The sequence below is a fragment of the Streptomyces sp. NPDC030862 genome (assembly GCF_055571835.1).
In genome coordinates this window covers 101,600-113,942 of record NZ_JBVIEN010000008.1, presented here as the reverse complement: position 1 = coordinate 113,942, position 12,343 = coordinate 101,600, and the positions used below count along the sequence as shown (strand labels likewise).

The window sequence follows — 12,343 nt, the reverse complement described above, 5'->3', positions numbered from 1 at the left end:
CGGGAGCGCCCCCGGATGACGTGCGGGACGGTGGTCACGGTGTGCGCCGGTGCCACCGCTCCTCACCCGTCGCGTGTGACGTCGTGGAGACGTCGCGGGGCGTGCCCGTACGCACGTACGGGGACGCTCGCTCCGGCGAGGGGTGGCGGGCTAGCGGTGGTGGAGGCGCGCGGTGCGCGCGCGCCATCGCATGCCGTTGACCTGGCCGGGCTCGTCGCCGATGACGTAGCGGACGCGGCGCCCGTGCACCCGCCGGGCCGGGGCCCGGCAGCCGCGCGGACGGCAGCCGCGGGCGAGCCGGGCGTACGCGTCGGGGAGGGCGTACGGGCCGGTCGCGAGGCCGGGCGCGTACGGGCGGCGGGGGCGGCCCGCCGTCGAGGAGCCGGCGCCCACGCCCGCACCCACGCACGCGCGGGTGACGGCGGTGGCGGAGGCCGTGTGGGAAGCCGTGGAGGGCGCCGTGCGACCGGCCGCCCGCGCGCACGCCCCGTCGGCCGACGGCACCGGGCGCGCGGGCGCGGGGTGCGGGGTCGGCGCGAGGGCGCGGGCGGCGGCGGTCATGGCGGGGTCAGCCCCGTCCGTGCCGCAGGGCGGGGTGGGCGCCGGCGGCGACCAGGTCGGCCACCGCGGCCTTGGGGTCGCGGCCGGTGACGAGCGACTCGCCGACGAGGACGGCGTCGGCCCCCGCGTTGGCGTAGGCGATCAGGTCGTGCGGGCCGCGGATGCCGGACTCGGCGATCTTGACGATGCCGTCCGGGATCTCGGGGCCGACCCGCTCGAAGGTGGCGCGGTCGACCTTGAGGGTCTTCAGGTTGCGCGCGTTGACGCCGATGACGCGTGCACCGGCGGCGACGGCGCGCTCGACCTCCTCCTCGTCGTGGACCTCGACGAGCGGGGTGAGGCCGATGGACTCGGCCCGCTCGATGAGGGACTCCAGGGCGGGCTGGTCGAGGGCGGCCACGATCAGCAGGGCGAGGTCGGCGCCGTACGCCCGTGCCTCCCACAGCTGGTAGGCGGTGACGATGAAGTCCTTGCGGAGGACCGGGATGTCGACCCGGGCGCGGACGGCCTCCAGGTCGGCGAGGGAGCCGCCGAAGCGGCGCTCTTCGGTCAGGACGGAGATGACGGCGGCGCCGCCCGCTTCGTAGTCCGCGGCGAGCCCGGCCGGGTCGGCGATCGCGGCGAGCGCTCCCTTGGACGGGCTGGAGCGCTTCACCTCGCAGATGACCTGGACGCCATCGCCGCGGAGCGCGGCCGCGCCGTCCTTGGCCTGGGGCGCCTTCGCCGCCCGCTCCTTGAGCTCGTCGAGGGAGACCCGCGCCTGCCGCTCCGCGAGGTCGGCGCGTACGCCCTCGATGATCTCGTCGAGCACACTCACGCGAGAGGCCCCCTTCCGGAGGGTGATGTTGGAGCCGGATCAGTCACCTCGATGGTATCCGCCGACGGCGACAGTGTGCGCACCCGGTGGTGCGCACCGCGCTGGCCTGCGGGTTCACGGAGCGAGCGCGGACCCGAAGGGCAGGTTTCGGACGACGGCGAACAGCACCAGGAGGGCGCCGAAGGACCAGACCCACACCTGTCCGATGTCGATCCGTACGGGCTGCGCGCGCACGGCCCGTACGAGCCAGAGGGCCATCAGGACGGCGAAGGCGACGTATCCGGCGACGGCGACGGCGTTGGCCCCGAGGGCGGCGGCCAGGTCACCGTGGACGAAGGCGTGGGCGCTGCGCAGGCCGCCGCAGCCGGGGCAGTAGAGGCCGGTGAACCGCAACAGGGGGCAGACCGGGTAGTGGCCGGGTTCGTTGGGGTCGACGGCGCCCACGTACGCGAAGGCGGCGACGACCGCGGCCAGCGTCCCCACGGGCGCCGCGAGGCGCCGTACGAGCGGGGGCGGGGGCGGGGCCGGTGCGTGCGGCGGACCCGAGCCGCGCGGGGCCGGTGCGTGCGGCGGGCCGGAGGCGGGCGGGACCGGTGTGTGCGGACCCGCGCCGTACGGGTCCCCGCCGTACGGGTCCGCGCCGTACGGGGCGGGGCTGCTCGGGCTGTTCGGCATGGCGTCCTCCACCCGGGGATTGTCTCCGGCGATACGGAAAAGGCGCAGCCCGGCCGTGCCGGACCGCGCCCCGTGTCGCCGGTGCGCCCGAACGGGTCAGGAGCGGCCCGCGTGAGCGGTCTCGGGCGTGTGGTCGGCGCGGGCGGCCTCCTCGCGGGCGCGCTCGAGCTCCGGGGACGGCTTCGCGCCGAGTCCGGCGGCCTTCATGGCAGCACCGACGACACCGCCGAGCAGGACGACGCCGATGCCCGCCCAGAAGCCCACCGGGTTGGCCGCCACCATGAAGGCACCGGCGACGCAGAAGCCGGCGAAGGAGATGATGACACCGGTCCAGGCGGCCGGGGTGTGTCCGTGGTCGCTGCCCGCCATGAGTTGCTCCTCGTTGATGTTGCTCTGTTACGGCCCCGCCGAGTGCGGACGCTCGCCGATATTGTCCCGCACGCGCGCGTGCGGGGTGATCCGGGGTCACCCCTCGCGCCGACGGCCGCCCGGGGTCGTCCCCTGGGCGTCAGGCGCCGCGCGTGGGGTCCTCGCCGCGGTCCAGGGCCTTCCACAGCTCCTCGGGGCGCTCCGGGTCCACCGGCCGCCGCGCCGCGCGCGCCCGGGGGGCGCCGTCGCGTTCGTACCGCCCGGACATGGCGGGCCAGGTACGGCCGTAGCGCAGGGCCAGCAGTCCGGCCAGCAGGAGCAGCAGGCCGCCGGCCGCCGTCACGTACGGCCAGGGGGTGTGCGTGAGAGCGTCCACGCGGGCGGCGGTGTCCCCGGTGGTGCGCGCCGCCTTCTCGTCCAGCGCGGCGCTGTCGGAGGCGCCCAGGTACGCGGCGGCCGCCGCTCCCGCGCCGGTCAGCGTGAGCAGCAGGGAGACCAGGAGCCGGCCGGCCCTGCGGACCGCGAAGACGGCCACCAGGGCCGCCAGACCCACGATGGCGAGGGCGGTGGGTACGCCGGTGACGTCGCCGCCGGAGGCGTCGAGCGGGGCCGTGCCGCCGCCCACCGCGACCTCGCCCTCCGCCCAGGTCTGCCCGGAGGCGAGCAGGACGACGGCCGCTCCGAGGGCGCCGAGGAACAGGGCGGCGGCGAGACTGCGACGGCCGCCGGTGGCGGCCGTCGTCTCGTCCGCGCGCGTGGCACGGGGCTGGGGTACGGATGCGGCAGTCACGTACTCCACTATCCCTTACGCCGTCATGCGTGGTTCATCCGGTTGGCGGTGTGCACGGCGCGGAGCACGGCGGCCGCCTTGTTGCGGCATTCGGTGTCCTCGGCAACCGGGTCGGAGTCGGCGACGACACCGGCGCCGGCCTGGACGTACGCCGTGCCGTCGCGCAGCAGGGCGGTACGGATGGCGATGGCGGTGTCGGAGTCGCCGGCGAAGTCCAGGTAGCCGACGCAGCCGCCGTACAGTCCGCGCCGGGAGGGCTCCAGCTCCTCGATGATCTGCATGGCGCGCGGCTTGGGCGCGCCGGACAGGGTCCCGGCGGGGAAGCAGGCGGTCAGCACGTCGAAGGCGGTGCGGCCCTCGGCGACGCGGCCGGTGACGGTGGAGACGATGTGCATGACGTGCGAGTACCGCTCGATCGACATGAAGTCGACGACCTCGACGGAGCCCGGCTCGCACACCCGGCCCAGGTCGTTGCGGCCGAGGTCGACGAGCATGAGGTGCTCGGCGCGCTCCTTGGGGTCGGCGATGAGCTCCTCGGCGAGCGCCTGGTCCTCCTGCGGGGTGGCCCCGCGCGGGCGGGTTCCGGCGATGGGGTGCACCATCGCGCGGCCGTCCTCGACCTTGACCAGTGCTTCGGGACTGGACCCGACGACGTCGAAGCCGTCGAACCGGAAGAGGTACATGTACGGGGACGGGTTGGTGGCCCGCAGCACCCGGTAGACGTCCAGGGCGCCGGCCGTGCAGGGCGTCTCGAACCGCTGCGAGGGCACCACCTGGAAGGCCTCGCCCGCGCGGATGCGCTCCTTGATGTCCTCGACGGCGTCCTGGTAGGCCTTTCCGCCCCACAGGGCGGTGTACGGCGGCAGCTCGGAGGGCGGCAGGGCGGCGGGCTCCGTCGCCAGCGGCTTGGCCAGGTCGGCGGCCATGGCGTCGAGGCGGGCGACGGCGTCCGCGTACGCCTCGTCGACGCCGGTGTCGAGGTCGTTGTGGTTGATCGCGTTGGCGATCAGCAGGACGGTGCCGTCCCAGTGGTCGAGGACGGCGAGGTCCGAGGTGAGCAGCATGGTGAGCTCGGGCAGCCGCAGGTCGTCGCGGCCGTGCTCGCCGATGCGCTCCAGGCGGCGCACGACGTCGTAGCCGAGGTAGCCGACCATGCCGCCGGTGAAGGGCGGGAGGCCGGAGGCGAGGTCCCTGGGGGTGTGGAGCGTCTCGATGGTGGCCCGCAGCGCCTCCAGCGGGTCGCCGTCGACGGGGACCCCGACGGGCGGGGTGCCGAGCCAGTGGGCCTGTCCGTCGCGCGCGGTGAGGGTGGCGGCGCTGCGGACGCCGATGAAGGAGTACCGGGACCAGGAGCGGCCGTTCTCGGCGGACTCCAGCAGGAAGGTCCCGGGGCGCTCGGCGGCGAGCTTGCGATAGAGCCCGACCGGGGTGTCGCCGTCCACGAGCAGGCGGCGGCTGACGGGGATGACGCGGCGGTCGGCCGCCAGCTTGCGGAAGGTCTCGAGATCCATGGCGGCAGACCCTATTCGGCGAGGGGGAGGACGTCGGCGTCGAAACAGGTACGGGCGCCGGTGTGGCAGGCGGCCCCCACCTGGTCGACCTTGACCAGGACGGTGTCGGCGTCGCAGTCCAGGGCGACGGACTTGACGTGCTGGACGTGACCGGAGGTGTCGCCCTTGACCCAGTACTCCCGGCGGCTGCGGGACCAGTAGGTGCAGCGGCCGGTGGTGAGGGTGCGGTGCAGGGCCTCGTCGTCCATCCAGCCGAGCATGAGCACCTCGCCGGTGTCGTACTGCTGGGCGATGGCCGGGACCAGCCCGTCGGGGCTGCGCTTGAGACGGGCGGCGATGGCCGGGTCAAGGTTGCTGGTCATGTCGCCATTGTGCCGTGGTCCCGGGGGCGGCCCGGGGGTACGTCCACTGGGCGGACCGGGCCTTGCCGCCGTACGCTGGCGCCCATGTCGACCCATGCCAAGCGTGAACGACTTCTGCTCGCCGACCTGTTGGAAGCGGCAGGCCCGGATGCCCTGACCCTGTGCGAGGGGTGGAAGACCCGCGACCTCGCGGCCCATGTGGTGGTGCGCGAGCGCCGCCCGGACGCCGCTGCGGGAATCCTGATCGGGCCGCTGCGCGCCCGCCTGGAGCAGGTGCAGGCGGAGTACGCCTCGAAGCCGTACGACGAACTGATCCAGCTGATCCGTACGGGGCCACCGAGGATGTCCCCGTACGCGCTCAAACAGGTCGACGAGGGGGCCAACACGGTCGAGTTCTACGTCCACGCCGAGGACGTGCGGCGGGCCCAGCCGGACTGGACGCCGCGCGAGCTGGATCCGGTCTTCGCGGACGCGCTGTGGTCGCGCCTGGAGAAAGGGGCGCGGATGCTGTGCCGCAAGGTGCCGGTGGGTCTGGTGCTGCGCCGCCCGAACGGCCAGACGGCGGTGGGCCGCCGGGGCACCCCGGTGGTCACGGTGACCGGGGAGCCGGGCGAGCTGACGATGTTCGCGTTCGGCCGCCAGGACGCGGCGAGCGTGGAGGTCGAGGGCGACAAGGAGGCCGTGGAGCGGCTGCACGGGGCCAAGCAGCTGGGTCTCTGACGGCTGGCGCCGGACGTCTCCGACCTGCGGCGACGGCGCGCGATCGGCCACTGTCAGTGGTGGCGGGCATCATCGGACGTACGCGGTTCATCCCGGCGGACCCCGGAGGCGGACGATGATCAGGATCGCGATGACCAGCGTGTACGTCGACGACGAGGCGAAGGCGCAGGCCTTCTACACCGGCGTGCTCGGCTTCGAGACGAGAACCGACCTGGATCTGGGCGGGGCGCGGTTCATCACGGTGGCCGCGCCCGGCCAGGACGTGGAGCTGCTGCTGGAGCCCGGGGACAGCCCCCTGGCGGCGCAGTACCGGAAGGGGCTGCGCGAGGCCGGGCTGCCATGCCTGGTGCTCTCGGTGGACGATCTGCGGGCGGAGCACGAGCGGCTGAGCGGCCTAGGGGTGCGGTTCACCCAGGCGCCCACGGAGCAGGGTCCGGTGCTGACGGCCGTGCTGGACGACACCGTCGGCAACCTCATACAGCTGGCCCAGCGGGCGGCCTGAGCCGTCCGCCGGGCCTGGCGCGCGGGTCCGGCCCGGCCGCCGGGCTGGTACTCGGCGGATGCGGATGCCGCGTCACCCGTCCGCCGGGCCTGGCGCAGCGCGCGGCGGGTGCCGCGTCAGCGGACCGGGTGGCCTGCCTCGCGCAGGGTGTCCTTGACCTCGGAGATCCGCAGGTCGCCGAAGTGGAAGACCGAGGCCGCCAGCACCGCGTCCGCGCCCGCGTCGATGGCGGGCGGGAAGTCGGTGAGCTTGCCGGCGCCGCCGGAGGCGATCACCGGGACCGTGACGTGCTTGCGCACGGCCGCGATCATCTCGGTGTCGTAGCCGTCCTTGGTGCCGTCGGCGTCCATCGAGTTGAGCAGGATCTCGCCCGCGCCCAGCTCGGCGGCCCGGTGGGCCCACTCGACGGCGTCGATGCCGGTGCCGCGGCGGCCGCCGTGCGTGGTGACCTCGAAGGTGCCCTGGGGGGTGCGGCGGGCGTCGACCGACAGGACCAGCACTTGGCGGCCGAAGCGCTCGGCGATCTCCTGGATCAGCTCGGGGCGGGCGATCGCCGCGGTGTTGACGCCGACCTTGTCGGCACCGGCGCGCAGCAGCTTGTCGACGTCCTCGGCGCTGCGCACGCCGCCGCCGACGGTCAGCGGGATGAAGACCTGCTCGGCGGTGCGGCGCACCACGTCGTAGGTGGTCTCCCGGTTGCCGGACGAGGCGGTGATGTCGAGGAAGGTCAGCTCGTCGGCGCCCTCGGCGTCGTACAGCTTGGCCATCTCGACGGGGTCGCCCGCGTCGCGCAGGTTCTGGAAGTTGACGCCCTTGACGACCCGGCCGTTGTCGACGTCCAGGCAGGGGATGACTCGGACCGCGAGGGTCATGAGGACTGCGCTCCTCGCTCTGTTCCTCGGTACGCCTCGATCTCGACCTCGACGACCAGCCGCGGGTCGACGAAACCGGAGACGATGATCATGGATGCGGCGGGCCGGACGGCGTCGAACAGCTCCTTGTGGGCCCGGCCGACCTCGTCCACGTCCCGCGCGTGGGTGATGTACATGCGGGTGCGGACCACGTCCGCCGCGCCCAGGCCGAGCTGCTCCAGCGCGCCGAAGGCCACGTTGAAGGAGTTGACCGCCTGCTCGTAGGGGCCGCCCTCGGCGATCTCGCCGTCGACGACGGAGGTGCAGCCGGAGACCAGGACCAGGCCGTTCGGCAGCTCCACGGCGCGGGAGTAGCCGAACTGCTCCTCCCAGGGCGCGCCGGTCACGACCTTGCGTACGGAAGCGGTCATTCGGCCACCGCCGCGACGGCCGCGAGGGCCTCCTCCAGGGTGAACGCCTTGGCGTACAGGGCCTTGCCGACGATCGCGCCCTCGACGCCCTCGGGGACGAGCGCGGCGATGGCGCGCAGGTCGTCGAGCGAGGAGACGCCGCCGGAGGCGACGACCGGCTTGTCGGTGGCGGCGCAGACGTTGCGCAGGAGCTCCAGGTTCGGGCCCTGGAGGGTGCCGTCCTTGGCGATGTCGGTGACCACGTAGCGGGAGCAGCCCTCGGAGTCGAGGCGGGCCAGCGTCTCGTACAGGTCGCCGCCGTCGCGGGTCCAGCCGCGGCCGCGCAGCGTCGTGCCGCGGACGTCCAGGCCGACGGCGATCTTGTCGCCGTGCTCGGCGATGACCTTGGCGACCCATTCGGGGGTCTCCAGGGCGGCGGTGCCGAGGTTGACCCGGGTGCAGCCGGTGGCGAGCGCGGCGGCGAGCGAGGCGTCGTCGCGGATGCCGCCGGAGAGCTCCACCTTGATGTCCATGGCCTTGGCCACCTCGGCGATCAGCTGCCGGTTGTCACCGGTGCCGAAGGCGGCGTCGAGGTCGACGAGATGGAGCCACTCGGCGCCCGCCCGCTGCCAGGTCAGGGCCGCCTCCAGGGGAGAGCCGTACGACGTCTCCGTGCCGGACTCGCCATGGACGAGCCGTACGGCCTGGCCGTCCCGGACGTCGACGGCGGGGAGGAGTTCGAGCTTGCTCATCTCAGCGGGTCCTAGATCCTTGGAGGGGGTCGGAAGGTGGGTCAGAAGGTGTGGAGCCAGTTGGTCAGCAGCTGGGCGCCGGCGTCGCCGGACTTCTCCGGGTGGAACTGCGTCGCCCACAGCGCGCCGTTCTCGACGGCCGCCACGAACCGCTCGCCGTGCGTGGACCAGGTGACCTTCGGCGCGCGCATGGCGGGGTTCGTGATCTCCAGGTCCCAGTCGTGCACGGCGTAGGAGTGCACGAAGTAGAACCGGGCGTCGGCGTCGAGGCCGGCGAAGAGCTCGCTGTCCCCGGGCGACTCGACGGTGTTCCAGCCCATGTGGGGCACGATCGGGGCCTGGAGCGGTCCGACCGTGCCGGGCCACTCGTCGAGGCCCTCGGTCTCCACGCCGTGCTCGATGCCGCGCGCGAAGAGGATCTGCATGCCGACGCAGATGCCCATCACGGGGCGGCCGCCGGAGAGCCGGCGCTCCACGATCCAGTGGCCGCGGGCCTCCTTGAGCCCCGTCATGCAGGCGGAGAAGGCGCCCACGCCGGGGACGAGCAGCCCGTCGGCGTTCATGGCCTCGTCGTAGTCGCGGGTGATCTCGACGTCGGCGCCGACGCGGGCGAGGGCCCGCTCGGCGGAGCGGACGTTGCCGAACCCGTAGTCGAAGACCACGACCTTCTTGGAAGTCATTCCCAGATCCCCTGAATCCGCATGACGCCGGCGACCAGGCACATCACCGACGCGATGGCCAGCAGGACGATGAGTCCCTTGGGCATCTCCTGCTTGGTGAAGGAGTACACGCCGCCGGCCAGGAAGAGGCCGACGACGATGAGGATGGTCGAGAGACCCGTCACAGCGCGCCCTTCGTGGAGGGCAGGATCCCGGCCGCGCGCGGGTCGCGCTCGGAGGCGTAGCGCAGGGCGCGGGCGAGGGCCTTGAACTGGCACTCCACGATGTGGTGGGCGTTGCGCCCGTACGGCACGTGGACGTGGAGCGCGATCTGCGCCTGTGCGACGAAGGACTCCAGGATGTGCCGGGTCATGGTCGTGTCGTACGAGCCGATCATCGGCGCCATGTTCTCCGGCTCCGTGTGCACCAGGTAGGGGCGGCCGGAGAGGTCGACCGTCACCTGGGCGAGGGACTCGTCGAGCGGCACGGTGCAGTTGCCGAAGCGGTAGATGCCGACCTTGTCGCCGAGCGCCTGCTTGAAGGCGGCGCCCAGCGCGAGGGCGGTGTCCTCGATGGTGTGGTGCGAGTCGATGTGCAGGTCGCCGTCGGTCTTGACGGTGAGGTCGAACAGACCGTGGCGGCCGAGCTGGTCGAGCATGTGGTCGTAGAAGCCGACGCCGGTCGACACGTCGACCTTTCCGGTGCCGTCGAGGTCTATCTCGACGACGACGGACGTCTCCTTGGTGGTGCGCTCGACCCGTCCTACGCGGCTCATGAACTCTGCTCCTTCTTCAGTGCGCGAACCGCATCCAGGAACGCGTCGTTCTCTTCGGGGGTGCCGGCGGTGACCCGCAGCCACCCCGGTACGCCGTTGTCACGGACCAGGACGCCCTGGTCGAGGATCCGCTGCCAGACGGCATGGGCGCCGCCCTCGCCGGTGAAGCGTCCGAACTGGACGAAGTTGGCGTCGGACTCGGTCACCTCGTACCCGATGGCGCGCAGCTCGGCGACGATCCGGTCGCGCTCGGCCTTGAGCTGCTCGACGTACCCCAGCAGCGTATCGGTGTGCTCCAGGGCGGCGAGCGCGGTGGCCTGGGTGACGGCCGACAGGTGGTACGGCAGGCGTACGAGCTGGACGGCGTCGACCACGGCCGGGTGCGCGGCCAGGTAGCCCAGGCGCAGTCCGGCGGCGCCGAACGCCTTGGACATGGTCCGGGAGACCACCAGGTTGGGCCGGCCCTCGATCAGCGGCAGCAGCGAGGGGCGGTGGCTGAACTCCACGTACGCCTCGTCGACGACGACCAGCGACGGCTTGGCGGCCTGCGCGGCCTCGTACAGCGCCAGTACGGTCTCGGCCTCGACGGCGGTGCCCGTGGGGTTGTTGGGCGAGGTGACGAAGACGACGTCGGGGCGGTGCCGGGCGATGGCGGCCCTGGCCGCGTCCACGTCCACGCGGAAGTCGTCGGTGCGCGGCCCGGAGATCCAGCCCGTCCCGGTCCCGCGTGAGATCAGGCCGTGCATGGAGTACGAGGGCTCGAAGCCGATCGCGAGTCGGCCCGGTCCGCCGAAGGTCTGCAGCAGCTGCTGGATGACCTCGTTGGAGCCGTTGGCGGCCCAGACGTTGTCGAGGCCCACGTCGTATCCGGTGGTACGCGTGAGATAGGCGGCGAGGGCCGTACGGAGCTCGACGGCGTCCCGGTCGGGGTAGCGGTTGAGCGTACGGGCCGCCTCCCGGACGCGCTCGGCGATGCGCTCGACGAGCGGCTCGGGCAGCGGGTACGGGTTCTCGTTGGTGTTGAGGCGTACGGGCACGTCGAGCTGAGGCGCGCCGTACGGGGACTTGCCGCGCAGCTCGTCGCGGATGGGCAGGTCGTCGATGCCGACGGTGTCGGGGGCGGTCACTGCTGCGGCACCTTCCAGCCGAAGCGGGCCTTGATGGCCGCGCCGTGCGCGGGCAGGTCCTCCGCCTCGGCGAGCGTCACCACGTGGTGGGCGACCTCGGCGAGCGCGTCGCGCGTGTAGTCCACGATGTGGATGCCGCGCAGGAAGGACTGGACGGACAGGCCCGAGGAGTGGCAGGCGCAGCCGCCGGTGGGCAGGACGTGGTTGGAGCCCGCGCAGTAGTCGCCGAGGGAGACCGGCGCCCAGGGCCCGACGAAGATCGCGCCCGCGTTGCGGACGCGGTCCGCGACGGCGGCGGCGTCGGCGGTCTGGATCTCCAGGTGCTCGGCGCCGTACGCGTCGACCACGCGCAGGCCCTCCTCCAGGCCGTCGACGAGCACGATCGCGGACTGCCGGCCGCGCAGGGCGGGCAGGATCCGGTCCTCGACGTGCCGGGTGGCCGCGACCTGCGGCTCCAGCTCCTTCTCGACGGCCTCGGCGAGGTCGACGGAGTCGGTGACGAGGACGGCGGCGGCAAGCGGGTCGTGCTCGGCCTGGCTGATCAGGTCGGCGGCGATGTGCGCCGGGTCGGCGGTGCCGTCGGCGAGGACGGCGATCTCGGTCGGGCCGGCCTCGGTGTCGATGCCGATCCGGCCGGTGAAGTACCGCTTGGCGGCGGCGACCCAGATGTTGCCGGGGCCGGTGACCATGTTGGCGGGGGCGCAGGACTCGGTGCCGTACGCGAACATGGCGACGGCCTGGGCGCCGCCCACGGCGTACACCTCGTCGACGCCGAGGAGGGCGCAGGCGGCGAGGATCGTCGGGTGCGGCAGGCCGCCGTGCTCGCGCTGCGGCGGCGAGGCGAGGGCGATGGACTCGACGCCCGCCTCCTGCGCCGGTACGGCGTTCATGATCACGGACGAGGGGTAGACGGAGCGGCCGCCCGGCGCGTACAGCCCGACGCGCTCGACCGGAACCCACTTCTCGGTCACGGTGCCGCCGGGCACGACCTGGGTGGTGTGCGGGGTACGGCGCTGCTCGCGGTGGACGATACGGGCGCGCCGGATCGACTCCTCCAGACCGGCGCGGACGGCCGGGTCCAGCTCCTCCAGCGCGCGCGTGAGCGCGGCCGCCGGGACGCGGACCTGGTCGAGGACCACACCGTCGAACTTCTCCGCGTAGTCGATCAGCGCCGCGTCCCCGCGATGATGCACGGCCTCGCAGATCGGCCGCACCTTCTCCAGGGCGGCTTCCACGTCGAACTCGGCACGGGGCAGCAGGTCGCGCAGGGCGCCGCCCGTCGGGAGGGCGTCGCCACGCAGATCGATTCGTGAGATCACAGGTCAATTCTCTCAGACGGCGTCGCACGGCCGGACGTCCGTATCACTGGCTGATACACGCCGCAGTGGCGCCTTGTCGTCACACCTGACCGTTAGCGTTCGGTCCGTCACACAGAGGGAAGAACAACCGTACGAACAGGGGA

The 12,343-nt window shown here is 73.1% G+C and carries 17 protein-coding genes; 2 read left to right on the top strand and 15 right to left on the bottom strand.

The window, feature by feature from the left end; genetic code table 11:
• Positions 1 to 150 precede the first annotated feature (150 nt).
• The 7 genes from trpM to hisI form a co-directional block, all read right to left on the bottom strand.
• On the bottom strand, positions 151 to 561 hold the full coding sequence (gene trpM / locus ACZ42X_RS22165) for a tryptophan biosynthesis modulator TrpM (protein ID WP_468292700.1): 411 nt from the start codon (positions 559 to 561) through the stop codon (positions 151 to 153).
• Positions 562 to 568: 7 nt separating this feature from the next.
• On the bottom strand, positions 569 to 1,378 hold the full coding sequence (gene trpC, locus ACZ42X_RS22160) for an indole-3-glycerol phosphate synthase TrpC (RefSeq protein WP_468292697.1): 810 nt from the start codon (positions 1,376 to 1,378) through the stop codon (positions 569 to 571).
• 114 nt (positions 1,379 to 1,492) lie between these two features.
• Positions 1,493 to 2,053 (bottom strand): DUF2752 domain-containing protein, encoded by a 561-nt coding sequence (locus ACZ42X_RS22155; RefSeq protein ID WP_468292694.1) that lies wholly within the window; start codon positions 2,051 to 2,053, stop codon positions 1,493 to 1,495.
• Between the two features lie 96 nt (positions 2,054 to 2,149).
• Positions 2,150 to 2,422: an HGxxPAAW family protein gene (locus ACZ42X_RS22150; protein WP_361414629.1), complete on the bottom strand. Its 273-nt coding sequence runs from the start codon at positions 2,420 to 2,422 to the stop codon at positions 2,150 to 2,152.
• Between the two features lie 139 nt (positions 2,423 to 2,561).
• Positions 2,562 to 3,221: a TIGR02234 family membrane protein gene (locus ACZ42X_RS22145; protein WP_468292689.1), complete on the bottom strand. Its 660-nt coding sequence runs from the start codon at positions 3,219 to 3,221 to the stop codon at positions 2,562 to 2,564.
• Positions 3,222 to 3,235: 14 nt separating this feature from the next.
• Complete coding sequence (locus tag ACZ42X_RS22140; RefSeq protein WP_468292686.1) at positions 3,236 to 4,723, bottom strand: anthranilate synthase component I; 1,488 nt, start codon at positions 4,721 to 4,723, stop codon at positions 3,236 to 3,238.
• Between the two features lie 11 nt (positions 4,724 to 4,734).
• Positions 4,735 to 5,085, bottom strand: a complete 351-nt coding sequence (gene hisI / locus ACZ42X_RS22135) for a phosphoribosyl-AMP cyclohydrolase (protein WP_355358359.1) — start codon at positions 5,083 to 5,085, stop codon at positions 4,735 to 4,737.
• Between the two features lie 84 nt (positions 5,086 to 5,169).
• Here hisI and ACZ42X_RS22130 point away from each other — a divergent pair, with 84 nt between their 5' ends.
• Together ACZ42X_RS22130 and ACZ42X_RS22125 are read left to right on the top strand one after the other, a co-directional pair.
• Positions 5,170 to 5,805, top strand: coding sequence for a TIGR03085 family metal-binding protein (locus tag ACZ42X_RS22130; protein WP_468292682.1), 636 nt, complete (start codon positions 5,170 to 5,172; stop codon positions 5,803 to 5,805).
• Positions 5,806 to 5,920: 115 nt separating this feature from the next.
• On the top strand, positions 5,921 to 6,307 hold the full coding sequence (locus ACZ42X_RS22125) for a VOC family protein (protein ID WP_468292679.1): 387 nt from the start codon (positions 5,921 to 5,923) through the stop codon (positions 6,305 to 6,307).
• Positions 6,308 to 6,423: 116 nt separating this feature from the next.
• Here the strand turns inward: ACZ42X_RS22125 and hisF are convergent, their stop codons facing one another.
• The 8 genes from hisF to hisD are packed head-to-tail and all read right to left on the bottom strand — an operon-like array spanning position 6,424 to position 12,200.
• Positions 6,424 to 7,179 (bottom strand): imidazole glycerol phosphate synthase subunit HisF, encoded by a 756-nt coding sequence (gene hisF / locus ACZ42X_RS22120; RefSeq protein WP_468292677.1) that lies wholly within the window; start codon positions 7,177 to 7,179, stop codon positions 6,424 to 6,426.
• Positions 7,176 to 7,589: a RidA family protein gene (locus tag ACZ42X_RS22115; protein WP_468292674.1), complete on the bottom strand. Its 414-nt coding sequence runs from the start codon at positions 7,587 to 7,589 to the stop codon at positions 7,176 to 7,178. The genes hisF and ACZ42X_RS22115 overlap by 4 nt, the downstream gene beginning before the upstream one ends.
• Entirely contained in the window at positions 7,586 to 8,320 is a 735-nt protein-coding gene (gene priA / locus ACZ42X_RS22110) for a bifunctional 1-(5-phosphoribosyl)-5-((5-phosphoribosylamino)methylideneamino)imidazole-4-carboxamide isomerase/phosphoribosylanthranilate isomerase PriA (RefSeq protein ID WP_355358373.1), read from the bottom strand. The genes ACZ42X_RS22115 and priA overlap by 4 nt, the downstream gene beginning before the upstream one ends.
• Before the next feature lie 41 nt (positions 8,321 to 8,361).
• Complete coding sequence (gene hisH / locus ACZ42X_RS22105) at positions 8,362 to 9,000, bottom strand: imidazole glycerol phosphate synthase subunit HisH (protein WP_468292671.1); 639 nt, start codon at positions 8,998 to 9,000, stop codon at positions 8,362 to 8,364.
• Entirely contained in the window at positions 8,997 to 9,164 is a 168-nt protein-coding gene (locus ACZ42X_RS22100) for a hypothetical protein (protein ID WP_361414611.1), read from the bottom strand. Before ACZ42X_RS22100 ends, hisH begins: the two co-directional genes overlap by 4 nt.
• Positions 9,161 to 9,754, bottom strand: coding sequence for an imidazoleglycerol-phosphate dehydratase HisB (gene hisB / locus ACZ42X_RS22095; protein WP_030492957.1), 594 nt, complete (start codon positions 9,752 to 9,754; stop codon positions 9,161 to 9,163). Before hisB ends, ACZ42X_RS22100 begins: the two co-directional genes overlap by 4 nt.
• Entirely contained in the window at positions 9,751 to 10,881 is a 1,131-nt protein-coding gene (locus ACZ42X_RS22090) for a histidinol-phosphate transaminase (RefSeq protein ID WP_468292667.1), read from the bottom strand. Before ACZ42X_RS22090 ends, hisB begins: the two co-directional genes overlap by 4 nt.
• Entirely contained in the window at positions 10,878 to 12,200 is a 1,323-nt protein-coding gene (gene hisD, locus ACZ42X_RS22085; RefSeq protein ID WP_468292664.1) for a histidinol dehydrogenase, read from the bottom strand. Before hisD ends, ACZ42X_RS22090 begins: the two co-directional genes overlap by 4 nt.
• Positions 12,201 to 12,343 lie beyond the last annotated feature (143 nt).

Coding starts and splice junctions, on each gene's coding strand:
- trpM (WP_468292700.1), bottom strand. CDS start 561: ATGACCGCCGCCGCCCGCGCCCTCGCGCCGACCCCGCACCCCGCGCCC.
- ACZ42X_RS22155 (WP_468292694.1), bottom strand. CDS start 2,053: ATGCCGAACAGCCCGAGCAGCCCCGCCCCGTACGGCGCGGACCCGTAC.
- ACZ42X_RS22150 (WP_361414629.1), bottom strand. CDS start 2,422: ATGGCGGGCAGCGACCACGGACACACCCCGGCCGCCTGGACCGGTGTC.
- ACZ42X_RS22140 (WP_468292686.1), bottom strand. CDS start 4,723: ATGGATCTCGAGACCTTCCGCAAGCTGGCGGCCGACCGCCGCGTCATC.
- hisI (WP_355358359.1), bottom strand. CDS start 5,085: ATGACCAGCAACCTTGACCCGGCCATCGCCGCCCGTCTCAAGCGCAGC.
- ACZ42X_RS22130 (WP_468292682.1), top strand. CDS start 5,170: ATGTCGACCCATGCCAAGCGTGAACGACTTCTGCTCGCCGACCTGTTG.
- ACZ42X_RS22125 (WP_468292679.1), top strand. CDS start 5,921: ATGATCAGGATCGCGATGACCAGCGTGTACGTCGACGACGAGGCGAAG.
- hisF (WP_468292677.1), bottom strand. CDS start 7,179: ATGACCCTCGCGGTCCGAGTCATCCCCTGCCTGGACGTCGACAACGGC.
- ACZ42X_RS22115 (WP_468292674.1), bottom strand. CDS start 7,589: ATGACCGCTTCCGTACGCAAGGTCGTGACCGGCGCGCCCTGGGAGGAG.
- priA (WP_355358373.1), bottom strand. CDS start 8,320: ATGAGCAAGCTCGAACTCCTCCCCGCCGTCGACGTCCGGGACGGCCAG.
- hisH (WP_468292671.1), bottom strand. CDS start 9,000: ATGACTTCCAAGAAGGTCGTGGTCTTCGACTACGGGTTCGGCAACGTC.
- hisB (WP_030492957.1), bottom strand. CDS start 9,754: ATGAGCCGCGTAGGACGGGTCGAGCGCACCACCAAGGAGACGTCCGTC.